21 protein-coding genes and 1 pseudogene are annotated in these 26,218 nt (G+C 60.9%); 11 read left to right on the top strand and 11 right to left on the bottom strand.

Annotated features, from left to right (window positions below; genetic code table 11):
- Positions 1-3: 3 nt before the first annotated feature.
- The 4 genes from BN1134_RS06595 to BN1134_RS06580 all read right to left on the bottom strand — a co-directional run bounded on the left by BN1134_RS06595 (position 4) and on the right by BN1134_RS06580 (position 3,598).
- Positions 4-795 carry an ATP-dependent zinc protease family protein gene (locus BN1134_RS06595; protein ID WP_042046101.1) on the bottom strand — a complete coding sequence of 264 codons (792 nt, stop codon included), beginning with the start codon at positions 793-795 and terminating at the stop codon, positions 4-6.
- A 52-nt stretch (positions 796-847) separates the two neighbouring features.
- Positions 848-1,825, bottom strand: a complete 978-nt coding sequence (cmoB, locus tag BN1134_RS06590) for a tRNA 5-methoxyuridine(34)/uridine 5-oxyacetic acid(34) synthase CmoB (RefSeq protein ID WP_042046100.1) — start codon at positions 1,823-1,825, stop codon at positions 848-850.
- Entirely contained in the window at positions 1,822-2,553 is a 732-nt protein-coding gene (gene cmoA / locus BN1134_RS06585) for a carboxy-S-adenosyl-L-methionine synthase CmoA (RefSeq protein WP_042046099.1), read from the bottom strand. The genes cmoB and cmoA overlap by 4 nt, the downstream gene beginning before the upstream one ends.
- Positions 2,554-2,737: 184 nt before the next feature.
- Positions 2,738-3,598, bottom strand: coding sequence for a DUF72 domain-containing protein (locus BN1134_RS06580; protein WP_042046098.1), 861 nt, complete (start codon positions 3,596-3,598; stop codon positions 2,738-2,740).
- Between the two features lie 98 nt (positions 3,599-3,696).
- Here BN1134_RS06580 and BN1134_RS19170 point away from each other — a divergent pair, with 98 nt between their 5' ends.
- The 3 genes from BN1134_RS19170 (at position 3,697) to BN1134_RS06570 (ending at position 6,574) form a co-directional block, all read left to right on the top strand.
- Complete coding sequence (locus BN1134_RS19170) at positions 3,697-3,948, top strand: FmdB family zinc ribbon protein (protein ID WP_084214733.1); 252 nt, start codon at positions 3,697-3,699, stop codon at positions 3,946-3,948.
- Positions 3,949-3,980: 32 nt separating this feature from the next.
- Positions 3,981-5,747 (top strand): aspartate--tRNA ligase, encoded by a 1,767-nt coding sequence (aspS, locus tag BN1134_RS06575; RefSeq protein WP_042046097.1) that lies wholly within the window; start codon positions 3,981-3,983, stop codon positions 5,745-5,747.
- Between the two features lie 86 nt (positions 5,748-5,833).
- Complete coding sequence (locus BN1134_RS06570; RefSeq protein WP_042046095.1) at positions 5,834-6,574, top strand: YebC/PmpR family DNA-binding transcriptional regulator; 741 nt, start codon at positions 5,834-5,836, stop codon at positions 6,572-6,574.
- A 193-nt stretch (positions 6,575-6,767) separates the two neighbouring features.
- Here the strand turns inward: BN1134_RS06570 and BN1134_RS06565 are convergent, their stop codons facing one another.
- Together BN1134_RS06565 and adhE are read right to left on the bottom strand one after the other, a co-directional pair.
- Positions 6,768-8,003: a cyclic di-GMP phosphodiesterase gene (locus BN1134_RS06565; RefSeq protein WP_042046094.1), complete on the bottom strand. Its 1,236-nt coding sequence runs from the start codon at positions 8,001-8,003 to the stop codon at positions 6,768-6,770.
- Between the two features lie 111 nt (positions 8,004-8,114).
- Positions 8,115-10,790 carry a bifunctional acetaldehyde-CoA/alcohol dehydrogenase gene (gene adhE, locus BN1134_RS06560; RefSeq protein WP_084214732.1) on the bottom strand — a complete coding sequence of 892 codons (2,676 nt, stop codon included), beginning with the start codon at positions 10,788-10,790 and terminating at the stop codon, positions 8,115-8,117.
- Positions 10,791-11,452: 662 nt separating this feature from the next.
- Here adhE and BN1134_RS06555 point away from each other — a divergent pair.
- The 7 genes from BN1134_RS06555 to BN1134_RS06525 all read left to right on the top strand — a co-directional run bounded on the left by BN1134_RS06555 (position 11,453) and on the right by BN1134_RS06525 (position 19,136).
- Positions 11,453-12,088 carry a YchE family NAAT transporter gene (locus BN1134_RS06555; protein ID WP_042046091.1) on the top strand — a complete coding sequence of 212 codons (636 nt, stop codon included), beginning with the start codon at positions 11,453-11,455 and terminating at the stop codon, positions 12,086-12,088.
- Between the two features lie 278 nt (positions 12,089-12,366).
- Positions 12,367-13,980: an ABC transporter substrate-binding protein gene (locus BN1134_RS06550; protein ID WP_042046090.1), complete on the top strand. Its 1,614-nt coding sequence runs from the start codon at positions 12,367-12,369 to the stop codon at positions 13,978-13,980.
- Between the two features lie 86 nt (positions 13,981-14,066).
- Entirely contained in the window at positions 14,067-14,987 is a 921-nt protein-coding gene (gene oppB, locus BN1134_RS06545; RefSeq protein WP_042046088.1) for an oligopeptide ABC transporter permease OppB, read from the top strand.
- An 11-nt stretch (positions 14,988-14,998) separates the two neighbouring features.
- Positions 14,999-15,907, top strand: a complete 909-nt coding sequence (oppC, locus tag BN1134_RS06540; RefSeq protein ID WP_042046087.1) for an oligopeptide ABC transporter permease OppC — start codon at positions 14,999-15,001, stop codon at positions 15,905-15,907.
- A gap of 9 nt (positions 15,908-15,916) precedes the next feature.
- Entirely contained in the window at positions 15,917-16,897 is a 981-nt protein-coding gene (gene oppD / locus BN1134_RS06535) for an ABC transporter ATP-binding protein (RefSeq protein ID WP_042046085.1), read from the top strand.
- Positions 16,894-17,889 (top strand): murein tripeptide/oligopeptide ABC transporter ATP binding protein OppF, encoded by a 996-nt coding sequence (gene oppF / locus BN1134_RS06530; RefSeq protein ID WP_042046084.1) that lies wholly within the window; start codon positions 16,894-16,896, stop codon positions 17,887-17,889. Before oppD ends, oppF begins: the two co-directional genes overlap by 4 nt.
- A gap of 287 nt (positions 17,890-18,176) precedes the next feature.
- Positions 18,177-19,136 carry a TerC family protein gene (locus BN1134_RS06525; RefSeq protein WP_042046083.1) on the top strand — a complete coding sequence of 320 codons (960 nt, stop codon included), beginning with the start codon at positions 18,177-18,179 and terminating at the stop codon, positions 19,134-19,136.
- Between the two features lie 33 nt (positions 19,137-19,169).
- On the opposite strand, the gene alr is transcribed toward BN1134_RS06525, so the two are convergent.
- The gene (gene alr / locus BN1134_RS06520; RefSeq protein WP_042046081.1) at positions 19,170-20,396 is read right to left on the bottom strand and encodes an alanine racemase; all 1,227 of its coding nucleotides are present in this window, start codon (positions 20,394-20,396) and stop codon (positions 19,170-19,172) included.
- 141 nt (positions 20,397-20,537) lie between these two features.
- Between alr and BN1134_RS06515 the strand changes: the two genes are divergently transcribed.
- A complete protein-coding gene (locus BN1134_RS06515; RefSeq protein ID WP_042046079.1) occupies positions 20,538-20,984 on the top strand; it encodes a methyltransferase family protein in 447 nt (148 codons plus the stop codon).
- On the opposite strand, the gene BN1134_RS06510 is transcribed toward BN1134_RS06515, so the two are convergent.
- The 4 genes and pseudogenes from BN1134_RS06510 to BN1134_RS06495 all read right to left on the bottom strand — a co-directional run.
- On the bottom strand, positions 20,981-21,310 hold the full coding sequence (locus BN1134_RS06510) for an MGMT family protein (protein ID WP_042046078.1): 330 nt from the start codon (positions 21,308-21,310) through the stop codon (positions 20,981-20,983). The genes BN1134_RS06515 and BN1134_RS06510 overlap by 4 nt on opposite strands.
- 55 nt (positions 21,311-21,365) lie before the next feature.
- A pseudogene (locus tag BN1134_RS06505) lies at positions 21,366-22,918 on the bottom strand (methyl-accepting chemotaxis protein).
- A 121-nt stretch (positions 22,919-23,039) separates the two neighbouring features.
- Positions 23,040-24,587: a methyl-accepting chemotaxis protein gene (locus tag BN1134_RS06500; protein ID WP_042046077.1), complete on the bottom strand. Its 1,548-nt coding sequence runs from the start codon at positions 24,585-24,587 to the stop codon at positions 23,040-23,042.
- Between the two features lie 155 nt (positions 24,588-24,742).
- Positions 24,743-26,218: beta-N-acetylhexosaminidase (locus tag BN1134_RS06495; RefSeq protein WP_042046076.1), on the bottom strand; the 1,476-nt coding region annotated here is incomplete at its 5' end.

The raw sequence follows: 26,218 nt of genomic DNA, 5'->3' as shown, positions 1-26,218 counted from the left end.
GGATTACTTCACATCCTTGAGCTGCGGTTTGGGTTGGATGTATTCGCGGGCCACGTCGACCACGGCGATGTCTTTGAGGAACTCACGACCGAGCAGCACGGGGAAGGCCATGTCGCTGCGATCTTTCAGGGTAAACTCGGCCTTCTCGGTCATGTCGCCGAGGCGCACGGCCAGGCGCACCACGGGACGACGATCGAGATCGTCGGCAGAAGCCTGGCGCACGCGCACGTGGCGCACCAGCGGGGCCTCGATCTGGATGCGATCCTCGGCATCCTGATGGCTCAGGAAGAAGCGCACCCAGTTTTTGCCGTTGCGCTCGAAGATGGTGATGTCCTGGGCGCTGATGGAGGAGGTGGTGGCGCCGGTGTCGACCCGGGCCTGGAAGGCGTCGTTGGCGGCATCAACCCAAATCCATTCGGCTTCGCCCACCAGCAGCTTGCCATCCAGAGTATGTCCCTGCGCCGGGGCAGGGCACTTGGCCGGTGTGACCACGACCGGTTTGGGCGAGGCGTCCGGCAGCTTTGCAAGTTTGTCATCCACCTTGTTCACACTCTCTTTCATCTGCTTGAGATCGTTGGTCAGCCGCGCAATCAGATCAGACTGTTGCTGGATCAGCTGCTTTTGTTGCAGCGCCAGCGAGGAGTGCACCCGCTGCTCGCTCAGGGAGAGTTCACTCTTGATCTCGGCCAGGGTGGCCGGGGGCGGCGTGGCTGGTTTGTTCATGGCGACGCACCCGCCCAGGGTGAACATCGAGAGCAGGGTCATACCTTTCAGTGTGCTGTTCATGTGCTTCATTTAGATGGGCTTCCTGGAATGGGGTCAGTGTAACTATCCTTGCTGACGACGGCTAGTCCTTGGCCTTGCGGGCAATCAGTACGGCGCGCTTGGGCGCCGGGTATCCTTCCACCGTGAGCGACGGATCGGCAGGATCCAGATAGTCGCTCAGGGATTCATTAATCATCCAGCTGGTCCGACGCTGTTCGTCGGTGCTGGTCACATTCTCGTCGACAATCCTGACATCTTCGAAACCACAACGCTCCACCCAGCGCTTGAGGGCGCGACTGGAGGGGATGAACCAGACATTGCGCATCTTGCCGTAACGATCTTCGGGCATCAGCACCTGGTTCTCGTCGCCGTCTATGACCAGGGTCTCGAGCACCAGCTCGCCGCCATCCACCAGTTGGTTGCGCAACTGCTCGATGTGCTCGATGGGGGACTTGCGGTGATAGAGCACCCCCATGGAGAAGACGGTGTCAAAGGCGCGTAAGGCGGGCAGCTCCTGAATGCCGAGGGGCAGCAGGTGGGCGCGCGGGTCGTGACCAAGGAAGTGGCGAATCGCCTCGAACTGGCACAAAAACAGCGGGCTCGGGTCGATGCCAACCGCCATTTTGGCGCCTTCTCCCACCATGCGCCACAGGTGATAGCCGCTGCCGCAGCCCACGTCCAGCACATAGCGGCCGGCCAGCGGCGACAGGTGCGGTAGCACGCGATCCCACTTCCAGTCAGAGCGCCACTCGGTATCGATATGAATGCCGTGCACATGGAAAGGGCCCTTACGCCAGGGCATCAGGTGGCGCAGCAGGCTCTCGACCTTCTTGCGCTCCCCTTCGCTCAGGCTCTGCTCACTGCCAACGGAGACCGCGTGCTGCAAATCCAGAGGGGTAGCCGCTGCCTGCGGCAGCTTGGCCAGGGCGCGCTCCCAGCGCGGCAGGTCCCCGTGCTGGTTGTCATGGCGCCAGGCGTGCAGTTGGGCTGGCAGGGTATGCAGCCAGTGGCTGAGCCGGGTCTTGGCGATCAGTTGATAGAAGTTGGCAAAGTCGATCATGCGTGCTTGATGGCCACCAGTGAGCCGAAGTTGAAACATTGGAACCAGAGATCCACATGGGCAAAACCGGCCTCATGGAGGCGGGCCTTGTGGACCGGGATGGAGTCGGTGCGCATCACGTTTTCGAGGGCGTTGCGCTTTTGGCTGATCTCAAGCTCGCTGTAGCCATTGGCGCGTTTGAAGTCGAGATGCAGGTCGATGAGCAGCTCGTTGACCGGCTCATCTTCGAAGCGAAACTTCTCGCTCAGCACCAGGATGCCCCCCGGCACCAGCCCTTCATGAATGCGGCGCAGCAGGGCCAGCCGGGCGGCCGGCTCGAGAAATTGCAAGGTGAAATTGAGCACCACCACAGAGGCATTCTCGATGGGGGTCTCGCAGATGTCTCCTTGCCGCAGCTCGACCGGCAACCCCTTGAAGGAGGCCAGGTGCTTGCGGGCCCGCTCTATCATGGGGGCTGAGAGATCCACGGCGGTGATGGCACAGCCCTCGGCGGTGACATGGCGGCGCATGGACTGGGTCGCGGCGCCGATGGAGCAGCCGAGATCGTAGAGCCGGGTATGGGGGCGGGCGTAGCGAGCGGCCATCATGCCGATGGCGGAGATGATGTTGCTGTAGCCCGGAATGGAGCGCTGGATCATGTCCGGGAACACTTCCGCGACCTGTTCGTCGAAGCAGAAGTCCCCCAGTCGGTCGATCGGGGCGGCAAAAATCTGATCTTTGGAGTGCATGTCGTGCAACCTGATTGCCGCTGTCGGGCAACCGATATTCGGGTAATGTGCGCGGTCCTGCCCATCGCCGGTGGGAACCGGATTCACAATGGGCAACGGGGCGCTAGTGTAGAGGATCGTCCCCCGTTTGTCTTGGGAGGTGACCCGGCTCACAGTAAAAAAAGTGCTGGCGCGTCCGGTTGCGTCAAAAGTTGAGAATCCCTTGTTGGGCGCAATCGGTTTCTCCCACAAAAGGGGGCAGGGGCTGGTCGAGTGCCGTGGCCACCTGGCGGGCCAGTTCGGGGGCGTGGGCATTGTCGGCGGTGTGAATGAAGAGGTAGAGCGTCTTGCCCTCATCAAGCCAGCTTCGCCAGCGTGGCAGCCAGGGTTGCAGGAAGCGGTGGTTCTGCTCTGGCTGGGGCAGGCCGATAAAGCGCACCACCGGCGCCTCGGCGGTCGCCAGCACATGGACCGGCAGCTGCGGCTTCTTGCCCTGGGCCTCGATCATGGCTGCACTCTTTGCCGCGAGAGTGGCCGGCACCGAGAACAGCGGCCGGCTGTCGAGCATGATGCGGTTGATGCCACGCTCGATCAGCAGGCGGTTGAGGGCTCGCTCGGCTTCCCCCTTGGCGAAAAAATCGGGGTGGCGCACCTCGACGGCATAGGCAAAGTCTGCTGGCAGCTGCCGGAGGAACGCCTCGAGACGGGGCAGGCCGGCCGGGCCGAAGCTGGCTGGCAGTTGCAGCTTGAGCAAACCGAGGCGCTCGTGCAACGGGGCGAGCAGTTGGATGAAGGCGCTCACCTCCCGCTCCATGCCGAGCAGCTCGCTCTGGTGGCTGATGGTCTTGGGGAATTTAAAGGTGAAGCGAAAGGCGTCGGTGGTGGCGTCACGCCAGCGCTGCACGGTATCGGGGCTCGGATTGGCATAGAAGGTGGTGTTGCCTTCGATGGCGTTGAACACCTTGGCGTAGTCAGCCAGATGGTCGCTCGGTCGGGTGGCGCGGCCGAGCAGATGACCGGGCCAGGCGCTGTGGCTCCATTGAGGCAGGCCAATATAAAGAGGCATGGACAGAATTCCCGCTGGGAGGTGCATCGGGCCATTTTACCCGGAGTGGGCTTTTCCTCTATAATGTGCCCCCTTTTGTGACCAAATTCTTGTGACCCATGCCTATCTACCCATATCGTTGCGATGACAGTGGTCGGGAATTTGCGAAACTGCAAAAGCTATCTGACGTCCCGCTGACCAGCCGCCCCTCTTGCCATCAGAGCGCCCTGGTCAACATTGTCTCTGCGGCCGGTTGTTGGCCCAAGGGCGCGGGGCGGTACGAGACCAATTTCAAACCGGGCAGGAAAAAGAATCTGGCCAGCTGCGATGCAGACGGTGCTTGCCAGTCGTGCCCGGCGACTCTGGGTTAACCGTCTCTCATCATTTTCGAAGGAAGAAGTCCATGCGCACACATTATTGCGGACAGGTCAACGAGGCCCATGAAGGGCAGACCATTACTCTTTGTGGCTGGGTGCACCGTCGCCGCGATCTGGGTGGCCTCATCTTCATCGATATGCGCGACCGCGAGGGTATCGTCCAGGTGTTCTTCGATCCGGACAAGCCGGAGGCATTTGCCCAGGCGTCCGAGCTGCGCGGCGAGTTCTGCATCCAGGTGGAGGGCGTGGTGCGTCTGCGTCCGGAGTCCCAGCGCAACGGCGAGATGGCGACCGGTGCCATCGAGGTGTTTGGCCACACCCTGACCATCATCAACCGCGCCGAGCCGCTGCCCATCGACTTCAATCAGGTCAACAGCGAAGAGGCCCGCCTCAAGTATCGCTACTTGGACTTGCGTCGCCCCGAGATGGCCAAGTATCTGAAGACCCGTGCCAAGGCCAGCGCCTTCGTGCGTCGCTTCATGGACGAGCACGGTTTCCTCGACATCGAGACCCCCATGCTGACCAAGGCCACGCCGGAAGGGGCGCGCGACTACCTGGTGCCGAGCCGGGTGCACAAGGGCAAGTTCTACGCCCTGCCGCAGTCTCCGCAGCTGTTCAAGCAGTTGCTGATGATGTCTGGCTTCGATCGTTACTACCAGATCGTCAAGTGCTTCCGTGACGAAGACCTGCGTGCCGACCGCCAGCCGGAATTCACCCAGATCGATGTGGAGACCTCCTTCATGACCGCGCCTCAGGTGCGTGAAATCATGGAAGAGATGATCCGCAAGCTGTGGCTGCACGTGCTGAACGTGGATCTCGGCGACTTCCCGATCATGACCTTTGACGAGGCGATGCGCCGCTTTGGCTCCGACAAGCCGGATCTGCGCCTGCCGATGGAGCTGGTCGATGTGGCAGATCTGCTGACCGCGGTCGAGTTTGCCGTGTTCGCCGGCCCGGCTAATGATGCGAAGGGCCGCGTGGCGGCGCTGAAGGTACCGGGCGGCGCCGAGCTGTCTCGCAAGCAGATCGACGAGTACACCAAGTTTGTCGGCATCTATGGTGCCAAGGGCTTGGCTTGGATGAAGGTCAACGAAGCTGCCAACGGCATCGAAGGGGTACAGTCCCCGGTGGCCAAGTTCCTCACCGACGCCATCGTGCGCGAGATCCTGGCCCGCACCGGCGCCGCGGATGGCGACATCATCTTCTTTGGCGCCGACAGCAAGAAGGTTGTGTGCGATGCCATGGGCGCCCTGCGCCTCAAGGTGGGCCGCGATCTGGGTCTGCTCGAGCAGAGCTGGAAGCCGCTGTGGGTCATCGACTTCCCCATGTTCGAGGAAGATGGCGAAGGCGGTCTGGCTGCGATGCACCACCCCTTCACCGCGCCGAGCAACCTGAGCCCGAGCGAGCTCAAGGCCAACCCGTTGGCGGCTTATGCCAACGCGTATGATATGGTCATCAACGGCTACGAAGTGGGCGGCGGCTCGGTGCGGATCCACAGCGGTGAGATGCAGGCCACCGTGTTTGACATTCTGGGCATCACCCCGGAAGAGCAGCGTCTGAAGTTTGGCTTCCTGCTCGATGCGCTCAAGTATGGTACTCCGCCTCACGCGGGGCTGGCGTTTGGCCTCGACCGTCTCAGCATGCTGCTGACCGGCACCGAGAACATCCGCGACGTCATTGCCTTCCCGAAAACCACGGCGGCGGCCTGTCTGATGACCGACGCCCCGAGTTTTGCCAATCCGGCCCAACTGGGTGAGTTGGCGATTGCCAGCACGGTTCCGGCAGACGAGTAAGGCACGAGGCCGCACTGAGTGCGGCCCGTTCAGTTTTACTGAATAGTTAAATCATTGAAATTCAAAGAGTATAACGGAGAGTTTTTATGGCAGGTCACAGTAAATGGGCCAACATCAAACACCGTAAGGCGGCTCAGGACGCCAAGCGCGGCAAAATTTTCACCAAGCTGATCCGTGAAATCACCACTTCGGCGCGTATCGGTGACGTCGACCCTGCCAACAACCCGCGCCTGCGTGCCGCGGTGGCAGCCGCCCTGTCCAACAACATGACCCGCGACACCATCAACCGCGCCATTGCTCGTGGCGCCGGCGATGGCGACGGTGATCAGCTCGAAACCATCATCTACGAAGGCTACGGCCCGGCCGGTACCGCCGTCATGGTCGAGTGCTTGACCGACAACCGCAACCGTACCGTATCCGAAGTGCGCCACGCTTTTAGCAAGAGCGGCGGCAACCTGGGTACCGATGGGTCTGTCTCTTACCTGTTTAGCAAGAAGGGTGTGCTGACCTATGTCGGTGCCGATGAGGATGCCCTGATGGAAGCGGCGCTGGAAGCCGGTGCCGACGACGTGCTGAGTGAAGGGGATGACACCATCGAGGTGTACACCACCCCGAACGACTTCGGTGTGGTACTCGATGCCCTGGAAGCGGCCGGCTTTAAGGCTGAGAACGCCGAAGTGACCATGATCCCCTCCACCGAAGCCGAGCTGGATGCCGACAGCGCGCCCAAGCTGATGCGCCTCATCGACATGCTCGAAGATCTGGACGATGTGCAGGAGGTGTACCACAACGGCTCCATCTCCGACGAGATCGCCGCCACCCTGTAAGGGCCACGCGACGCAAAAAAGGCAGCCATCTGGCTGCCTTTTTTATTGTCGGCGGACGGTTTCGGTTCTGAAGAGGATAACCCCTTCATCTGCTGATGTTTTTTTGCCCATGGCCGGCAAGGGCATGGTATGGGTGGTTGAGGGGGATTATTCAGATTTGTCCAATGAGTTATCCCCAGCTTTTGGGGATAACTCAGAAGGCGAAATAATAACTAAAGCGGCGAGTCAGGTTGAAGAACTGGCGCTGGGCGTCATCCAGATCATCGGGAGAGAGTGCGCGCAGTATGCTGCGCTCGTCCTCCTTGAGATCCACCATGCTGACCCCCTCCGGTTTCTGCCCCTTGATAAAGGGGAGGATCTTCGGCTTGAGGGTGTTGCTCGGCTCGGTGGAGAGCACCAGTGCCAGGCTCTCATCGGAGAGCTGCACCAGGCTACCGGGAGGGTAGATCCCCAGCAGCTTGATGAGCAGCTTGACGTGATGGGGATCGAAGCGCCCTGCCGAGAGCTTGTAGAGCTGGGCCACCACCAGATTGGGCGGGGCCGGCAGGCCGCTGGCTCTGGGGTGCAGCAGCTCGTCGTAGTGGTCGGTCAGCCCGATGATGCGTGCCAGCGGTGAAATCTCGTCCCCTTTGAGCCCCTTGGGGTAACCGCTGCCATCGAGCCGCTCATGATGCTGTAGTGCCACCAGCCGGATCTTGGGCTCAAAGGCATCAAGTTGGTTGAGCATGTCGAAACCGTATTGGGGGTGCATGCGCAGGAAGTTAATCTCGGCCTTGCTGAGTTCACCTCGCTTTTGAGTGATTTGCGTGGGGATGCGCAGCTCGCCGATGTCATGGATCAGCCCCGCCAGCCCAACCGCTTCGATGTCCATCGGAGCCATTCCTAGCTCACGCCCCATCAACATGGCCAGGTAGGCGACGTTGAGGCTGTGGTGCAGCAGGGGATCGCCCTGATGGATACGGATAAGGTGCAACCCAAGCGGCCCCTCATGGTTGGCAATTTGAGCCGCGGTGCTGCGCACTATCTGGGCGGTGTTGGCGAGCCCCTCATCCGGCTTGAGGTTGAGCGCTCCCAGCGCATTGCGCAGATCGGAAACCGACTGGCTGAAGGCTTTCTCGGCCACCCGCATCGAGCGGCGAAATGCCTTCTCATCGAACAGGGGCAGGGGAGAGGTAAACGGGTTGTCGTCGTGCTGGGGTGAGTGGGTGGGTTCGCGCTCAGTTTCAATGAGCGCAGCCAAGGGAAGGTCGCTCTTGTCGACATCCACCATGACCAGCAGGGTGGTGTCTAAATGGCGGATGATGTTGAGCTGCTCTTCGTCCTTGATCTTGAAGGCGTTGAACAGAAAGGGGTGGTTATGCCAGCCCCCCGGCAGGTGAACGTAGTGCCCAACCCTGAGTTGCTCTATCGATGCCTGGATGAGCGCCATGCGCCCCCCTTTCTGTTGTGCCGTGTTAGATAAAACCTAGCAAGGTTAATGAGATGGCACAAAAGAAAAGCCCGCGCAGTGCGCGGGCTTTCATCTATTCAGGCGAGGTTATCAGGCCTTGCTCTTCTTCTTACCTTCCGCTTTCTCGGCCTTCGGCGCTTCTGCGGCTACGGTACCTTCGGTGAAAGGGCGGCCGTAGTAGGTATCCAGCAGGATGGCCTTGAGCTCGCTGATCAGCGGGTAGCGCGGGTTGGCGCCAGTGCACTGGTCATCGAAGGCTTCTACGGCGAGCTGGTCAACGGCAGCCAGGAAGTCAGCTTCGTTCACACCGGCTTCGCGGATGGAGGCCGGGATGCCCAGAGTGGCTTTCAGCTCGTCCAGCCATACCAGCAGCTTCTCGATCTTAGCGGCGGTACGGTCACCAGCGGCGGTCAGACCCAGGTGGTCGGCCACTTCGGCGTAACGACGGCGAGCCTGCGGACGGTCGTACTGGGAGAACGCCGTCTGCTTGGTCGGGTTGTCGTTCGCGTTGTAGCGGATGACGTTACTGATCAGCAGGGCGTTGGCCAGACCGTGCGGGATGTGGAACTCAGCACCTAGCTTGTGAGCCATGGAGTGGCAGACACCCAGGAAGGCGTTGGCGAACGCGATACCGGCGATGGTGGCCGCGTTGTGCACCTTCTCGCGGGCAACCGGGTCGTTGGCGCCGTTCAGGTAGCTGGAGGGCAGGTACTCCTTCAGCAGCTTCAGGGCTTGCAGGGCTTGACCGTCGGAGTATTCGTTAGCCAGTACAGAGACGTACGCTTCCATCGCGTGGGTCACGGCGTCGATACCACCGAAGGCGCACAGGGACTTCGGCATACCCATGACCAGGTTGGCGTCAACGATGGCCATGTTCGGGGTCAGCTCGTAGTCAGCCAGCGGGTACTTCACGCCGGTAGCATCGTCGGTCACAACGGCGAACGGAGTGACTTCGGAGCCGGTACCGGAAGTGGTGGTGATGCAGACCAGTTCGGCCTTCACGCCCATCTTCGGGAACTTGTAGATACGCTTACGGATGTCCATGAAGCGCATGGCCAGATCTTCGAAGGCGGTATCCGGATGCTCGTACATCACCCACATGATCTTGGCGGCATCCATCGGCGAACCACCGCCCAGGGCGACGATCACATCCGGCTTGAAGGAGTTCGCCATCTCGGCGCCCTTACGGACGACGGTCAGGGTCGGGTCGGCTTCCACTTCGTAGAAGACTTCCACTTCCATCGAAAGGCCCTTGAGCAGACGAACTACTTCATCGGCATAGCCGTTGTTGAACAGGAAGCGGTCGGTCACGACCATGGCGCGCTTCTTACCTTCCAGGTCGCCCAGGGCGATCGGCAGGGAACCACGACGGAAGTAGATGGATTTCGGAAGTTTGTGCCACAGCATATTTTCTGCCCGTTTTGCGACTGTCTTCTTGTTGATCAGGTGCTTGGGACCCACGTTTTCGGAGATGGAGTTACCACCCCAGGAACCGCAACCCAGCGTCAAGGACGGTGCAATGGCGAAGTTATACAGGTCACCGATACCACCCTGAGTGGTCGGGGTGTTGATGAGGATACGGGCGGTCTTCATCTTGTCGCCGAAGTACTTGATGCGGTCGGCGTTGCGATCTTGGTCGGTGTACAGACCGGAGGTGTGGCCGATACCACCCAGGTTGACCATCTTGCAGGCCATCTCGACGGCTTCTTCGAAGTCCTTGGCACGGAACAGACCCAGGGTCGGAGAGAGCTTCTCGTGCGCAAACTCTTCGGCTTCACACACTTCCAGACCTTCACCGATGAGGATCTTGGTGGTGGGGGGCACGGTCACGCCGGACATCTCGGCGATCTTGGTCGCCGGCTGGCCGACAATATTGGCGTTCATGGCGCCGTTGATCAGGATGACCTTACGAACCTTGTCCGCTTCTTCCTTGCTCAGCACATAACCGTTGTGAGTGGCGAAACGCTCTTTCACTTGGTCATAGACGGCGTCAACCACGATGGCGGCTTGCTCGGAGGCACAGACCACACCGTTGTCAAAGGTCTTGGACATCAGGATGGAGGCCACGGCACGCTTCACATCGGCGGTTTCGTCGATGACAACAGGTACGTTACCGGCACCTACACCGATGGCCGGCTTACCGGAGGAGTAAGCAGCCTTCACCATGCCCGGGCCACCGGTGGCCAGGATCAGGTTGATGTCTTCGTGCTTCATCAGGGCGTTGGAGAGCTCAACAGAGGGTTGATCAATCCAGCCGATGATGTCTTTCGGGGCACCGGCGGCAACGGCTGCATCCAGCACCAGCTTGGCAGCGGCGTTGGTGGAGTTCTTGGCGCGGGGGTGCGGGGAGAAGATGATGGCGTTACGAGTCTTCAGAGAGATCAAAGACTTGAAGATGGCGGTGGAGGTCGGGTTGGTGGTCGGAACGATACCGCAGATGATACCTACCGGCTCGGCGATGGTGATGGTGCCGAACTCGTCATCCTCGCTGAGGATGCCGCAGGTCTTCTCGTCCTTGTACTTGTTGTAGATGTACTCGGAGGCGAAGTGGTTCTTGATCACCTTGTCTTCGATGATACCCATACCGGACTCTTCAACGGCCATTTGGGCCAGCGGGATACGGGCGTTGTTGGCGGCCAGGGCGGCGGCACGGAAGATCTGGTCAACTTGCTCTTGAGAGAAGGTAGCGAACTCGCGTTGAGCTGCCTTCACACGGGCGACCAGTGCATCCAGTTCTGCCAGATTGGTTACTGCCATAGATGTCATCTCCTGATGATTTTTTGAAAACTGTTTAATAAGACGTTGCTACGACGCTGCATCCGAGGTTCGGCAAGTATAGATGCCGTGTCAACCCAAATTCTCCCCCGCAGGGGTATTGCATAGCTTATTAAACCGCTTTCGACATCGATTGTAGGGGGGGGCGGGGGAGAAGAATTTGATCCTGGTCAAGTGTAACAAAAGTACAAAAGAAATTTCTTTTCAGCAACCGAGCCACCTGGGATAGGGTTTTGGTGGATGCAAAAAAAATTAATTTAAAACAATGAATTATAGGGTTGTAACATAAGCATGTCCGGGCTGAACCCAGCTTGAATCGATCCAGTGATCCGGGGGCTAATGCAGGAGAACTGGTCATTTAATAACGTTCTCTCGTGTCACCCATGATGGAGAGGCCTGGATGGCCAGCGTTCGTGATACTCAACTGGATGCGGTCACCAAGATTGTAAATACACGGTTGCATTTGCTTACGAGGTGAGCGATTTGATCGGAGTGAGGGGCTCAGTGGATGGTTAATGAATTGTATGTCATTAGCCAGGCTTATCTGACGGGTGGCTGAATACACAGTTTATCTCATTGGTGCCGCCTGCCTGCTTGATGTAGATTGACGCGCGATTTATGGATCATTACCGACTGACTGTGAACGGGACGCTATGGCAGCAATCGATTTTTCTCTCTATTTGAAATTTTTCATCGGCCTCATCGCCATCATCAATCCGCTGGGGTTGCTGCCGGTCTTCGTCAGTCTGACGAACCATCAGACGCCGGTGGAGCGGATGAAGACCAATACGACGGCCAACCTGGCGGTGATGGTGATCCTGCTGGTCTCCATGTTTCTTGGCCAGCATATCCTGGATGCTTTCGGGATCTCGCTCGCCTCGTTTCGCATTGCCGGTGGCTCGCTCATCACCCTGATCGCTTGGTCGATGTTGCAAGGTAAGCTCGGCGAGGTGCGTCACAACAAGCAGGAAAAGGGCGAGCTGGCGGCCCGTGAATCGATCGCCGTGGTGCCGTTGGCGCTGCCACTGATGGCGGGACCGGGGGCTATCTCCTCGGTGATCGTCTATGCCAGCCAGAGTCACTGGCAGCAGTTCATCGGCATGTCCATCGTGGTGGTGATCTTCTCGTTCTGCTCCTGGCTCATCTTTCGTGCCGCCCCCCTGCTGTTCAAGCTGATGGGCAATACCGGTATCAACGTGGTGACCCGTATCATGGGCCTTATCATGATGGCGCTCGGTATCGAGATCATGGTGGCCGGTATTAAAGCGATGTTCCCCGTGTTGCAGTGACCACACGTGAGTGTGAAAAGCCGGCATTGAGCCGGCTTTTTTATTGGTTTCCTTTCGCAGACGGATTTTCTAGAATTGGTCGGTTTGTTCAGAAAACAAACTCCTTTGCCTGAGAAAATCCCGTCTTTTGTGTTTTTCGCTGAATATCTTGCCAGGGATCCAGCGTTGAACTCAGTGCCGCGTATTGCATTAGCCCATAGTGCAGTGAATTATGCGAGGGCGGGGCGCTCTGCTCGCAAATGGATACAAGCATGGAATGTTCTTGTTGGAGTATGGAAATGACTCACCATAAAACGATGATAAATACCCTGTTGGTTGCAGCCCTGTTCGGTGGTTCGGTTCAGGCCGCCGATGTTCCTGCCGGCACCACGCTGGCGCCGGAGCAAGTGCTGGTCAAAGGCAACGGCTCCGAGCCTGCCACATTAGATCCACAGAAGGTGGAGGGCGTGCCTGAATCTAATATCCTGCGCGATCTGTTCGAGGGGTTGGTCAACTCGGGCCCCAAGGGAGAGGTGTTGCCTGGGGTGGCCGAGTCCTGGGAGACCAAGGATAACAAGCACTACGTCTTCCACCTGCGCAAGGACGCCAAGTGGTCCAACGGTGAGCCGGTCACCGCTCACGACTTTGTCTATGCGTTCCAGCGCGCCGTCGATCCCAAGACCGCGTCTCCCTACTCCTGGTATCTGGAGATGCCCACCATCGTCAATGCCACCGCCATCATCGCGGGCAAGCAGCCGGTGGATACCCTCGGGGTGAAGGCGAGCGACGATCACACCTTTGAGGTGCAGCTGGAGAAGGCGATCCCCTATTTTGTCAGCATGCTCTCTCACACCACCACCTATCCGGTGCCGAAGAAGGCGATCGAGCAGTTCGGTGACAAGTGGACCCAGCCCGGTAACATGGTTTCCAACGGCGCCTATGTGTTGAAGACGTGGGTGGTCAACGAGCGGATCGCCCTCGAGCGCAACAAGCAGTACTGGAACGATGGCAAGACCGTCATCAACCAGGTGACCTACCTGCCGATCCAGTCCACCAACGCCGAGCTGAGCCGCTATCTGGCCGGTGAGGTGGACCTGACCTACACCACGCCGATCGAGCGTTTCAAGCAGCTCAAGAAGGATTACCCGAGCGAGCTGCAGGTGACCGGTCTGGTCTCCACCTACTACTACAACTACAACTTCAAGCACAAGCCGTTCGATGACGTGCGGGTGCGCACCGCGCTCTCCTATGCCATCGATCGCGACGTCATCGCCGACAAGGTGATGGGGCAGGGGCAGACGCCCGCCTATGGCCTGACCCCCGACTATGTGGATGGGTTCAAGCCGGTGGCCCAGCCCTGGTCCAAGCTGACTCAGGCCGAGCGCGACGCCAAGGCGAAAGCGCTGCTGACCGAGGCCGGTTTCGGCCCGGGCAAGCCGCTTAAGTTCGAGCTGCTCTACAACACCGATGACAACCACAAGAAGGTGGCGGTGGCGGTGGCCTCCATGTGGAAGAAGCTCGGCGTGCAGGTGAGCCTGGTGAACCAGGAGTGGAAGACCTACCTCGAGACCAAGAAGCAGGGGCAGTTTGACGTGGCCCGTGCCGGCTGGAACGCCGACTATAACGAGGCCTCCTCCATGCTGGATCTGATGCAGACCACCCACGGCAACAACGACGGCAAGTACTCCAACGCCGACTACGACAAGCTGATGAACGAGTCGCGCAACCAGGTGGATGCCGAGGCGCGCAACCAGCTCTATGTTCAGGCCGAGGCGATCCTCGCCAAGGACATGCCGATCATCCCCATCTACCAGTACGTCACCCCGCGCATGGTCAAGCCCTATGTGGGCGGTTATCCGGCCAACCCGCTGGATAACCTCTACAGCAAGGACATGTACATCATCGCCCATTGATGTCACGCGTCGCATAACAAACCGGGGGCCAGCGAGCCCCCATTACAACGCGACCCTCTGGAAGCAAATCAGGACTGGTATTGTCTATGTTGAAATTTATTCTGCGGCGCCTGTTGGAAGCCATTCCAACCCTATTGGTGCTGATCACCGTTTCGTTTTTCATGATGCGCTTTGCCCCCGGCAACCCTTTTAGCAGCGAGCGCTCCCTGCCCCCCGAGGTGATGGCCAACATCGAGGCCAAGTACGGTCTCGACAAGCCGATCGGGATGCAGTACCTCACCTACCTGGGCAACCTGGTGCAGGGGGATCTCGGCCCCTCGTTCAAGTACAAGGACTTCTCCGTCAACGATCTGGTGAGCCAGGCGTTGCCGGTGTCGGCCAAGATTGGCTCGACGGCGTTTGTGCTGGCCGTGCTGCTCGGGGTGACCTTCGGCACCATAGCGGCGCTCAAGCAGAACACCCTCATCGACTATCTGCTGATGTCGTCGGCCATGGCCGGGGTGGTGATCCCCGGCTTCGTGCTGGCGCCCCTGCTGGTGCTCTTTTTCAGTATTCACCTCGGCTGGCTGCCGGCCGGTGGCTGGCAGGGCGGCGGCATCCAGTTCATGGTGCTGCCGGTGCTTGGCATGATGATGTATTACATCTCAGCCATCTCCCGCATCATGCGCGGCAGCATGATCGAGACCATGAACGCCAACTTCATCCGCACCGCCCGCGCCAAGGGGTTGCCGCTGCGCCACATCATCTTAAGGCACGCCCTGCGTCCGGCCATGCTGCCGGTGGTCTCCTATCTTGGCCCGGCGTTTGTCGGCATCATCACGGGCTCTGTGGTGATCGAGACCATCTTCGGCCTACCGGGGATCGGCCAGCTGTTTGTCAACGGGGCGCTCAACCGTGACTACTCCATGGTGCTCGGCCTGACCATCCTGGTCGGGGCCCTGACCATCACCTTCAACGCCGTGGTCGATATCCTCTATGCCTTCATCGACCCGAAGATCCGTTACTGAGGGGGCGCAACATGGTAGTCAACACACAAAAGCGGGCGGAGGTGACGGCCTTCGCACAGCAGCTGGAGGTGGAGGGGCGCTCACTGTGGCAGGATGCCCGGCGCCGCTTCTTGCGTAACAAGGCAGCCCTGACCAGCCTCATTATCCTGACCCTCATCACCCTAGCGGTGATAGTGGGGCCGCACCTGTCCCAGTACACCTTCGATGATCCGGACTGGGGCGCCATGCAAAGCGGCCCCGACCGGGAGAGTGGCCACTGGTTCGGCACCGACAGCCTGGGGCGCGATCTGTTCGTGCGCACCCTGCTTGGCGGGCGCATCTCGCTGATGGTCGGCATACTGGGAGCCCTGGTGGCGGTGCTTATCGGCACCCTCTACGGCGCCGCCTCGGGCTTCATCGGCGGACGGGTCGACAGCCTGATGATGCGCGTGCTGGAGATCCTCAACGCCTTCCCCTTCATGTTCTTCGTCATCATGCTGGTGACCTTCTTCGGCCGTAATCTGGCGCTCATCTTCCTCGCCATCGGGGCGGTGAGCTGGCTCGACATGGCGCGAATTGTCCGCGGCCAGACCTTGAGCCTCAAGAGCAAGGAGTTCATCGAGGCGGCCCATGTCTGCGGCGTCTCCAAGTGGAAGATCATCACCCGCCATATCGTGCCGAACGTGCTCGGCATCGTGGCGGTCTACGCCACCTTGCTGGTGCCGGGCATGATCATGTTCGAGTCCTTCCTGAGCTTTCTCGGCCTCGGGGTGCAGGAGCCGATGACCAGCTGGGGAGCCCTGCTCGATGAGGGCTCCAAGGCGATGGAGGTGGCCCCGTGGCAGCTGCTGTTCCCCGCCGGCTTCATGGTGGTGACCCTGTTTTGCTTCAACTTCCTCGGGGACGGTCTGCGCGACGCCCTCGACCCGAAGGATCGTTAAGGAGAGACGATGAAACTGCTTGATGTGAACGATCTGCGGGTGGAGTTCAAGACCCCGGACGGCAACGTGGTGGCCGTGAACGACCTTAACTTCTCGCTGGCGGCGGGGGAGACCCTCGGCATCGTCGGTGAATCCGGCTCCGGCAAGTCACAGACCGCCTTTGCCATCATGGGGCTGCTGGCCAAGAACGGCGTCATCACCGGCTCGGCCAAGTTTCAGGGCGAAGAGATCCTCAACCTGCCCGAATCCAAGCTCAACCGTATCCGCGCCGAGAAGATTGCCATGATCTTCCAGGACCCCATGACCTCGCTCAACCCCTACATGAAGGTTAAGGATCAGCTGATGGAGGTGCTGATGCTGCACAAGGGGATGACCAAGGCGGCGGCGTTCGAGGAGTCGGTACGCATGCTCGACGCGGTCAAGATCCCCGAGGCGCGCCGGCGCATGGGCATGTATCCGCACGAGTTTTCCGGCGGTATGCGCCAGCGGGTGATGATCGCCATGGCCCTCCTGTGCCGACCGCAGCTGCTCATCGCCGATGAGCCGACCACGGCACTCGATGTGACGGTGCAGGCCCAGATCATGGCGCTGATGGGGGAGCTCAAGCACGAGTTCAACACCGCCATCATCATGATCACCCACGATCTCGGGGTGGTGGCCGGCCTCTGCGACAAGGTGCTGGTGATGTATGCCGGCCGAACCATGGAGTACGGCCGAGTGGATGACATCTTCTATCGCCCGAGCCACCCCTACACCGAGGGGCTGCTCAAGGCCATTCCCCGCCTCGACAGCCAGGGCGCTGAGCTGCCGACCATACCGGGCAACCCGCCCAACCTGCTGCGCCTGCCCGCCGGCTGCCCCTTCCAGGAGCGCTGCCACCGGGTGAGCGACATCTGTCGCAGCGAGTCCCCACGGCTGACGCCGTTTGGCGATGGGCGCCAGCGCGCCTGCCACTGGGTGTCTGAGGTCATCGGCAAGGAGGCGGTATGACGGTCGAGAAGAAGTTGCTGCTTGAGGTGAGCGATCTCAAGGTGCATTTCGCCATCAAGCAGGAGAAGGGGTGGCCGTGGGCCAAGCCCGGCACCCTCAAGGCGGTGGATGGGGTGAGCCTGCGCCTCTATGAGGGGGAGACCCTCGGTGTGGTGGGCGAATCCGGTTGCGGCAAGTCCACCTTCGCCCGCGCCATCATCGGTCTGGTGCCGGCCACCGACGGCAAGGTGGTGTGGCTGGGGCAGGATCTGACCCAGCTCGAGCAGAAGGCGCTGCGCGAGAAGCGTAAAGAGATCCAGATGATCTTCCAGGACCCGCTGGCCTCGCTCAACCCGCGCATGACCATAGGCGACATCATCGCCGAGCCCCTCATCACCTTCTATCCCAAGCTCTCCAGGGAGGAGGTGAAGGAGAAGGTGCGCGCCATGATGAGCAAGGTGGGGCTGCTGCCGAACTTGGTGAACCGCTATCCCCACGAGTTTTCCGGCGGCCAGTGCCAGCGCATCGGCATCGCCCGGGCGCTGATCCTCGAGCCCAAGATGATCATCTGCGACGAGCCGGTGTCGGCGCTTGATGTTTCAATCCAGGCCCAGGTGGTGAACCTGCTCAAGTCCTTGCAAAGGGAGATGGGGCTGTCGCTCATCTTCATCGCCCACGATCTGTCGGTGGTCAAACACATCTCGGATCGGGTGCTGGTGATGTACCTGGGCAACGCGGTGGAGCTGGGGGAGGGCAAGGAGATCTACGCCAACCCGCTGCACCCTTACACCAAGGCGCTGATGTCGGCGGTGCCGGTGCCTGATCCGGCGCGGGAGCGCAGCAAGGTCATCCAGATCCTGGAGGGGGATCTCCCCTCGCCGATGAACCCGCCCTCGGGCTGCGTGTTTCGCACCCGTTGCCCCGAGGCGGGGCCAGAGTGCGCTAAGACCCGCCCCATGCTGGAGGGGGACTTTACGCACGCGGTCTCCTGCCTCAAGGTCGATCCGCTTTGAATCTGTGTTGTCACCAAGGGAGGCCTGGCCTCCCTTTTTCATTTCTGCTGCATTTCGCGCTTGGCGGCCACCCAGCTCCCTGCTATTGTGCGCCACACAAGGGGAGTAACTTCTCGCCGGTTTGTCGTCATTACGGTGCATCCATGTCCTACAGTGCACCCGGCAGCCGGGCAGTTGATTAACCGTCAGCTGTAAGTGAGACCTTGCCGAGAGGCAAGGTGACTCTGCTCCAAACGCAAACCCACGCCTCTCGGTCGTGGGTTTTGTCGTTTTTGGAGAAGTGAAAAATGGGTGAATGGTGGATGTGGGCCGGGTTTTTCAGCATAGTGCTGGCCCTGTTATGGATTGACTTGCGCTTTGTCGGTGGTGGCAAGGCGCACAAGGTATCGCTCAAAGAGGCGGGCATCTGGTCGCTGGTCTGGGTGAGCGTGGCGCTCTTGTTCAACCTGGCCATCTGGCTCTGGCTCGATCACAGTGCCGGGCGTGAGCTGGCCAATCAGAAGGGGTTGGAGTTTCTCACCGGCTACCTCATCGAGAAGGCGCTGGCGGTCGATAACGTCTTCGTCTGGTTGATGCTGTTTGGCTACTTCGCCATTCCGGCCGAGTTACAGCGCCGGGTGCTGCTCTACGGTGTGCTGGGCGCCATCGTGATGCGCGCCGGCATGGTGTTCGCCGGCAGCTGGCTCATCGAGCAGTTCCACTGGATCCTCTATTTCTTCGGCGCCTTCCTGCTGCTGACCGGCGCCAAGATGCTGTGGGCGGCCGACAAGGAGCCGGATCTTGAGAACAACGCCCTGCTCGGCTGGATGCGCCGCCGCTTCAAGGTGACCGAGACCCTGGAGGGGGAGCGCTTCTTCGTCTGGCGCGACGGGGTGCGCTATGCCACGCCGCTGCTGCTCATTCTGGTGCTGGTGGAGGTGAGCGATCTCATCTTCGCGGTGGACAGCATACCGGCCATCTTCGCGGTGACCACCGATCCCTTCATCGTGCTCACCTCCAACATCTTCGCCATCATGGGGCTGCGTGCCATGTACTTCCTGCTGGCCGGGGTGGCGGAGCGCTTTGCCCTGCTCAAATACGGGCTGGCGCTGATCCTGATGTTTATCGGGGTCAAGATGCTGCTGTTGGATCTGTTCAAGATCCCGACCGGGATTGCGCTTGGCGTGGTGGCTCTCATCCTGGTGGCCTCCATGGGGCTGAGCCTGTGGCTGACCCGTGGCGGTAAGCCGGCCAAGGCCAGCGAATAAACGAGAAGGGCTCCCGCGGGAGCCCTTGTTGTATCAGCGCGTGATGATACGCGGATTGGTGTAGCCCCAGATGGTGTACATGTCGGCCAGCAGGGCGCCGTTGTACTCCTCCAGATCCGCCTGCTTCACCTCGGCGTTACCCTGGCGGCCAAACAGCACCACTTCGTCCCCCGGCTTGACCCCCTTGATGTCGGTCACGTCCACCATGATGGTGTTCATCGAGGTCTTGCCGACCACAGGCGCCTTCTGCCCCCCCACCAGCACATAAGCCTTGTTGCTGAGCGCTCGGCGGTAGCCGTCGGAGTAGCCGAGCGGTAGGTTGGCGAGCAGGGAGTCGCGCTTGAGGGTGTAGGTGCGGTCATAGCCCACCGTGTTTCCTTGCGGATAGTGGTTGACCGAGGCGACCCGGGTCTTGAAGGTCATCACCTTCTGGTACTCGGTGTAGGAGGGGATGGTGTCGCCATAGAGGATGCCGCCCGGCCGCACCATGTCCAGATGCGCCTGCGGCACCTCCAGGGTGGTGAAGGAGTTGGCGCAGTGCAGGGTCAGCTTGCTGCGATCGAGCTTGCCGGCGGCGATGAGCCACTGGGTGTCGAGCTGGAACTGGGCAAAGCCTTGTTTGACGTCCTCTTTCTCCTCGACCGGGAAGTGGGTCATGATACCGACCACTTGCAGCCCTTTGAGTTTGAGCAGGTCGAGGGCGTCCTGCTTGGCATTATCCTGGCGCAAATCCAGGCCATTGCGGCTCATGCCGGCGGAGTTGAGGCCCAGATGATAGGCAATGGTGGTATGGTGGCGCTGCGCAATTTCCGCCATCAGCCGGGCGCTCTCCAGGCTGCCGACCAGCTCCTCCATCTTGTAGGGCAGGGCCGCTTCCACCTCTTGCGGGCTGGCGGCGCGAACCCGCATCAGACGCCCCTCGAACCCCTTCTCACGGGCGACGCGGGCCTCTTCATTGCTGGCGATGCCGATGCAGGGGATGCCGGCTTTGACCACGGAGGGGATCAGCAGATCGATGCCATGGCCGTAGGCGTCGGCCTTCATGATGGCGCAGATCTGCGGGCCTTTTTCGCCGAGGCGCTCCTTGAGGGTCTGGATGTTGCGCTCGAAGGTGGTCACATTCACTTCGAGCCAGGCGTTGGCGGCAGCGAACTCCTGGCCGTTGCGATGATCGTTGGCCTGCGGCAGGTAGGGGGCGGCATAAGCCTGGCCTGACAGCAGGCCGATGATGAGGGTGGCGAGTAACGTCTTCTTGCTCATGATATTCCCTGTCATGGTGTCGTTGAGTCTGTGGCCAGCGCCGGACATAATGCTGAGTCGCAAGCGAGGCCTCGGTCAGTCTAACTGCTTAAAACAAAACAGGAAAACGATTAACATGCATGTTGAATGGATGGCGGGATAATGATGAAAATGTCACTGCTTCCTCCTCCCTTGGTGGCCCTGCTGTGCGCCTGGTTGATGCAGTGGGGGCTCCCTCTCGAAGGGGGGGAGTGGGGGAGGGGGAGCTGGCTGCTCGCGGCGCTGCTGTGGGGGCTGGCTGCCCTCTTGGGGGTCGGTGCCCTGCTGGGATTTCGTCACGCCGGGACCACGGTGAACCCGCGCCGCCCCGATCGCTCCAGCGCACTGGTCATCAGTGGTGTCTATCGCTACAGCCGCAATCCTATGTATCTGGGGGTCTTGTTGCTTCTGCTGCTGTGGGCGCTATGGCTGGGCGGTGGCTGGTGGGGGGCGATGCTGTTCTGGCTCTGGATGGATAGATTGCAGATCCCGCGTGAGGAGCAGGCGCTCGGGCGGCGTTTCGGGGCTGATTATGAGCGCTATTGCCAGCAGGTGCGGCGCTGGTGCTAGAAGGGCAGCAGAAACAGCAGCTCGGCTAGATTGGGTTGCCACTGCCATTCACGCAGCCGCACCCGCCCGCCGATGACCGGCACCCCCTCCTCTTGTAATCGCCCTACCTGCTCTGTATGGCCTCTGGAGCCAGCGGGCAGCGAGATCTTGCCGTTAGCGCCGAGCACCCTGTGCCAGGGCAGGCTCTTGCTGGTAGTCTTTAGCACCCGGCCGACCAGTCGGGCACGGCCCGGCAGGCCGGCAAGATCGGCCACCTGACCATAGGTGACCACCCGGCCAGGCGGGACGAGGGCAAGCAGGGTTTCGATGCGTTCCTGAGAAGTCATGGGGCCTCACTGTGTGAGGCCCCATTGTGCGTGTGGCAAGGTGGGCTCGCAAGGGTCAGCCGAAGGTGCGGCTGAGCTCCTTGAGCTGATTGGCCTTGACCAGCAGGCTCTCACTGCTGGCGCTGACGCCGTCGATCTTGATGCTGTTGTCGTGGGAGAGGGCCGAGATCTGGTTCACGTTGCGGCTGATCTCCTCGATCACCGCCTGCTGCTCGTGAGTGGCCGACGAGATCTGGGTGGAGAACTCGGTGATCTTGTCGATCTCTTCGAGCACCTGATGCAGGTTCTCCGAGCCGGCCCGGGTGGTCTCCAGGCAGGAGCGGGTCTGATCCAGATTGTGATGCATCATCTCCTTCCACTGGCCGAGGGTGTGCTGGATGTGGCCGATACTCCCCTGGATCTGCTCGGTGGCCTTGTGGGTGCGGGTCGATAGGCTGCGCACCTCGTCGGCCACCACGGCAAAACCACGCCCCTGTTCGCCGGCGCGAGCGGCCTCAATCGCGGCGTTGAGGGCCAGCAGGTTGGTCTGATCGGCAATCCCTTGGATTTCACTCATGATGTTGCCAATGCGTTCAGACTCGTTGGCCAGCTCGACCGCTGACTGGAATGCCTGCTGGGCCTGTTTGGCCAAGTTATCCATCTCGCTGCCAGCCTCGGTCAGTTGGGAGTCGGTTTGCAGGCAGTGGTGGCGCGCCTCGCTGATCTGCTGGCTGGTCTCTTCGATATTGCGGGTGATCTCGGTGGCAGCCGATGCCATCTGGGTCACGGCCGTGGCGACTTGCTGGATCTGCATGTCCTGAGTGGCGATATCCCGGCTGGCCATGGTCGATGAGTGGCTCAGATCGTTGGCCAATGTCTTGAGGGAAAGGGTGGCATCATCGACCCGACCAAGCACGGTGCGGATCCGAGCCTGCCACAGCTTGATGTGGAAGTCGGCAATGCTGTGCGGGGCATCCCCCGAATAGATGAGCCGGCTGACGCTGTCATACTCGCCCTGCAATTGACCCAGAAAACGCGAGGTCTGAAAGAGTTGGCGGTAGGTGAGGGCCGCTACCGCCAGCAGCGGCAACATCACCCATAGCGCGCCCAGTGGCCCGGCCTGCCAGAGCAGCACAGCGAGGGCTAGCAGCAGCAGACCAGTGATGGCCCACGGCCGCAGCAGCGGCAACAGCCGCCGGCTCTTGGTGGAGTGGCGTTCATGCTTGCGCAGATCGGCATAGAGGCGGCTGGCAATCTCCTTGGTACGACTGTCGGTGCGGCAGCGCACCGACTGGTAGCCACACATCTTGCCCTGTTCATAGATGGGGGTGACGTAGGCATCGACCCAGTAATAGCGGCCATCCTTGCAGCGGTTTTTCACCAGCCCCGCCAAGCCTGACCGGCCTTGAGGTGTTGCCAGAGATCGGCAAAGGCGGCCTTGGGCATGTCGGGATGGCGCACCATGTTATGAGGGCGACCGATGAGCTCTTCCCGACTGTAGCCGGCAACCCGGCAGAAGTGATCGTTGGCGTAGGTGATGATACCGCGCATATCTGTGGTGGAGACCAGTTGCTCGTCGTCAGCAAAATCGATCTCCTGATCGAGCAGTGCAGAGGTATTCTGAACCATGAGGCGCTCCCTGATTGTTATCCCGTCCGTGATATTGTTGTGGTGCGCACACGCGACAACCGACCCATGCGGCACATACACCAGTGTAGATGCACTCCTACTGATAGATAAAACAATCTTATTAACCGAAGGTGTGGCCAAGACCGGCCAGCTGCGCGGCCTTCTGTTGCAACTCGTGGCTGGTATTGCTGACCTGTAGGAGCCTTTCGCTGTTGTCCTCGGCGTGGCGGGCCACCTGTTGCAGTGACTGGCAGATCTGCTCGATAACCACTTCCTGTTCATTCATGGTGCCGGCTATCTCTGCGGCATTGCGCTGCAAGTGGTTCATGGCGCCCAAGATCTGCTGCACCTCGGCACTGCCTCGCTCGGTCAGCTCGCTACAGTGGCGGGTCTGCTGCAGGTTCTGCTGCATCATGCCCTGCCATTGCTGGAGCGTCTGCTGGATGCCGGCGATGCGTTGCTGGATCTGGCCGGTGGCCTCCTGGGTGCGGCTCGACAGGTTGCGCACCTCGCCGGCGACGACGGCAAAACCGCGTCCGTGCTCGCCGGCCCTGGCCGACTCGATGGCGGCGTTGAGGGCCAGCAGGTTGGTCTGATCGGCGATCCCGCGGATCTCCACCATGATGTCATCGATGCGGCGGGACTCTTCGCTCAGGGCCTTGGCGGTGGCAAAGGCCTGCTGCGCCTGCTCACCGAGGCTGTTGACCGCATCCCGGGTCTGCTCAAGGTGGTGATCGGCCTGTTCGCTGCGACCGCGCACCTCATCAATCTGCTGTACACAGCCACGGATATGCTCGCTGGCTGAGCCGGTCGCCTCGCCAAAGCGCTGCATGGCATCGGCAATCTGGTGGGTCTGCTCATCTTGACGTTGCATGGCGTGATTGGCATCGGCGCTGGCCTGATCCAGCTGATTGGCCATCTGGTGCAGTCCCAGCGTCGTGTCATCGACCCGGCCAAGAATGGTATTGATCCGTGCCTGTAGCAGTTGCTGGTGGAATTCGGCGATGGCGTGGGGGGCCGTGCCGGCATAGACCACGCGTGAGAGGCTGTCGTAGCGACGGGTCAGTCGCTGCAGGAAGCGTGGGGTGGTGATGAGCTCGGGGTAACAGAGCCCACCGAGCAGCAGCAAGGGGAGCAGCAGCGCCGGCAGTATGGCAAGCCCATGGATGGCGATGCCAGAGAGCAACGCGATCAGTATGGCGGGCAGCACCAGTGGGCGGCGCAGCCGGGCCAGTGAGGGAGGGGCTTTGCCCCGCTCGGCGGCCCGCAGCTGACGATAGATGGCCGCCGCCCGCGCCTTGAGGGCATCGTCCGGCTTGCAGCGCACCGACTGGTAACCACAGATCTTGCCTTGCTCATAAATGGGGGTGACGTAGGCATCGACCCAGTAGTAACGGCCATCTTTGCAGCGGTTTTTCACCACCCCGCGCCACGCCTGTCCCGCCTTGAGGTGCAGCCAGAGATCGGCGAAGGCGGCCTTGGGCATGTCCGGGTGGCGCACCAGATTGTGGGGGCGGCCCACCAGCTCGTCGCGGTGATAACCGGCGATATGGCAGGACGCCTCATTGGCATAAGTGATGGTTCCCACGAGATCGGTCGTCGAGACCAGCTGTTGGCTGGCAGGAAATATCACTTCTTCATCAATGGGAGACTCGTTAGAAGTTGTCATGGCTACGCTGTAAATTAATACGAACGAGGTAGATTGTGTCAGTAACTAAAAATATTAACCTCGACTGTAATCACAATGTTGTCATTTGGTTTTTTGTGTATAAAAAAGGCGACCGTCTGGTCGCCGAACTGTAATGACAGCATTCACTGCTTGATTCACTGCCTGGGAGGGCGATATCGAACCCCCAGCTTGCCGAGGATCTGCAACTGGCCCGGCAACCGGGCGCAAAACCCTTCCCATGACTTGTGTTCGGGGTGGCTCCAGGCCACCTCTGCCGTCGCCAGCAGCCGCGGAAAGAGCATGTAGTCGAGCCGCTCGCGGGAGGTGATCTGCTCGCCCCAGAGCGGGCTCAGCACGCCGAGAATCTGCTCTTTGGCCGGGAAATCGGCGGGCGCAGGTTCGCAGCGATAGACCTGGGCGAGATCCAGCGTGCCGGCCCAGTAGAGACCGGGTTCATCGGGGTCGCGGCTCCAGGCCAGATCGAGGTAGAGGTGCTGGGCCGGCGCCATCACCACGGGATGCCCCGCTGCCGCCGCTTCAAGCCCGGCCTCCAGTCGGGTCCATGCGCACACGACGGCCTCCTGGCTCACCTTGTCCCCATGCCGGATCTCCTCCCAGCCGATCATCTGCTTTCCCTTGCCGGCCAGGTAGCGCTGGCAGTGGCGCAGCAGATGGCCTTGCAGCTCTTTGGCGTCCCGATAGCCGTGCTGGCGCATCAGCGCCTGGCAGGCGGGGCTCTCCTGCCACACGCCTTGCGGCACCTCGTCGCCACCTAAGTGGATGAGCGGGCCGGGAAACAGCGCACACACCTCGTCCAGCACGCGCTCCAAAAAGGTGTAGGTGCCGGGCAGGGCGGGGTTGAGTACGTTGTCCTCGAAGAACTGCACCGAGCGGTAGCGGGAGGTATCAGCTGGCTCGACCAGCAGCTCGGGCAGGGCCTGGATCGCCGCATGGCAGTGGCCGGGGATGTCGATCTCCGGGATCACCGTGATGCCGAGCGCCGCCGCGTGGGCCACGATATCGCGCACCTCGCTCTGGCTGTAGTTGCCGCCATAGGGGGCGGCGCCGCCGCTCAGTTGCGGCGTGACAGGCAGGCCATGCCCGCGCCACGCCCCGGTCTCGGTGAGGGCGGGGAAGGCCTTGATCTCAAGGCGCCACCCCTCGTCATCGGTCAGGTGCCAGTGGAAGTGGTTGAACTTGTAAAGCGCCATCTGCTCCAGCAGGCGTTTGATGGTGGTGACCGGGTGGAAGTGGCGGGCGCAGTCGAGAAAGACGCCACGAAAGCCAAAGCGCGGGGCATCTTCCACTGCGATACAGGGCAGCGACTCGCCGTGTTGCAGCACCCACTGGGCCAGGCTCATCAGGCCATGACGCCAGCCAGGACGGCCGCCGGCTTCGATGCGAATTCCGCTCGGGGCGATGGTGAGGCGGTACGCCCCCTGCGGCAGGGGGGCCAGCTCCAGGCGCAGCAGGGCATCGTGATCTTGCTGCAAGGAGAGGCCGGTCAACCGGTTGAAGTGGGCCAGCAGATCCTCGATCAGCGCGGGGGCACAGACATGGGCCTGCTCCGGCAGGCGAAACTCGCCGTCCAACCGGTGTAACCGCGCCGGTTGTGGCACCAGCCCCGCCTC

The organism is Aeromonas simiae (assembly GCF_000820125.1).
Classification (GTDB): domain Bacteria; phylum Pseudomonadota; class Gammaproteobacteria; order Enterobacterales; family Aeromonadaceae; genus Aeromonas; species Aeromonas simiae.
This window is presented reverse-complemented; position numbering and strand designations above follow the sequence as displayed.

Excerpts from the sequence above, each read along its gene's own strand:
- oppD (WP_042046085.1), top strand. The coding sequence starts at position 15,917 with ATGAAACTGCTTGATGTGAACGATCTGCGGGTGGAGTTCAAGACCCCG.
- BN1134_RS06555 (WP_042046091.1), top strand. The coding sequence starts at position 11,453 with ATGGCAGCAATCGATTTTTCTCTCTATTTGAAATTTTTCATCGGCCTC.
- BN1134_RS06595 (WP_042046101.1), bottom strand. The coding sequence starts at position 795 with ATGAAGCACATGAACAGCACACTGAAAGGTATGACCCTGCTCTCGATG.
- BN1134_RS06510 (WP_042046078.1), bottom strand. The coding sequence starts at position 21,310 with ATGACTTCTCAGGAACGCATCGAAACCCTGCTTGCCCTCGTCCCGCCT.
- cmoB (WP_042046100.1), bottom strand. The coding sequence starts at position 1,825 with ATGATCGACTTTGCCAACTTCTATCAACTGATCGCCAAGACCCGGCTC.
- BN1134_RS06580 (WP_042046098.1), bottom strand. The coding sequence starts at position 3,598 with ATGCCTCTTTATATTGGCCTGCCTCAATGGAGCCACAGCGCCTGGCCC.
- BN1134_RS06515 (WP_042046079.1), top strand. The coding sequence starts at position 20,538 with ATGATGAAAATGTCACTGCTTCCTCCTCCCTTGGTGGCCCTGCTGTGC.
- BN1134_RS06550 (WP_042046090.1), top strand. The coding sequence starts at position 12,367 with ATGACTCACCATAAAACGATGATAAATACCCTGTTGGTTGCAGCCCTG.
- BN1134_RS06525 (WP_042046083.1), top strand. The coding sequence starts at position 18,177 with ATGGGTGAATGGTGGATGTGGGCCGGGTTTTTCAGCATAGTGCTGGCC.
- BN1134_RS06500 (WP_042046077.1), bottom strand. The coding sequence starts at position 24,587 with ATGACAACTTCTAACGAGTCTCCCATTGATGAAGAAGTGATATTTCCT.
- aspS (WP_042046097.1), top strand. The coding sequence starts at position 3,981 with ATGCGCACACATTATTGCGGACAGGTCAACGAGGCCCATGAAGGGCAG.
- BN1134_RS06570 (WP_042046095.1), top strand. The coding sequence starts at position 5,834 with ATGGCAGGTCACAGTAAATGGGCCAACATCAAACACCGTAAGGCGGCT.
- BN1134_RS06565 (WP_042046094.1), bottom strand. The coding sequence starts at position 8,003 with ATGGCGCTCATCCAGGCATCGATAGAGCAACTCAGGGTTGGGCACTAC.
- oppC (WP_042046087.1), top strand. The coding sequence starts at position 14,999 with ATGGTAGTCAACACACAAAAGCGGGCGGAGGTGACGGCCTTCGCACAG.
- oppB (WP_042046088.1), top strand. The coding sequence starts at position 14,067 with ATGTTGAAATTTATTCTGCGGCGCCTGTTGGAAGCCATTCCAACCCTA.
- BN1134_RS19170 (WP_084214733.1), top strand. The coding sequence starts at position 3,697 with ATGCCTATCTACCCATATCGTTGCGATGACAGTGGTCGGGAATTTGCG.
- alr (WP_042046081.1), bottom strand. The coding sequence starts at position 20,396 with ATGAGCAAGAAGACGTTACTCGCCACCCTCATCATCGGCCTGCTGTCA.
- cmoA (WP_042046099.1), bottom strand. The coding sequence starts at position 2,553 with ATGCACTCCAAAGATCAGATTTTTGCCGCCCCGATCGACCGACTGGGG.
- oppF (WP_042046084.1), top strand. The coding sequence starts at position 16,894 with ATGACGGTCGAGAAGAAGTTGCTGCTTGAGGTGAGCGATCTCAAGGTG.
- adhE (WP_084214732.1), bottom strand. The coding sequence starts at position 10,790 with ATGACATCTATGGCAGTAACCAATCTGGCAGAACTGGATGCACTGGTC.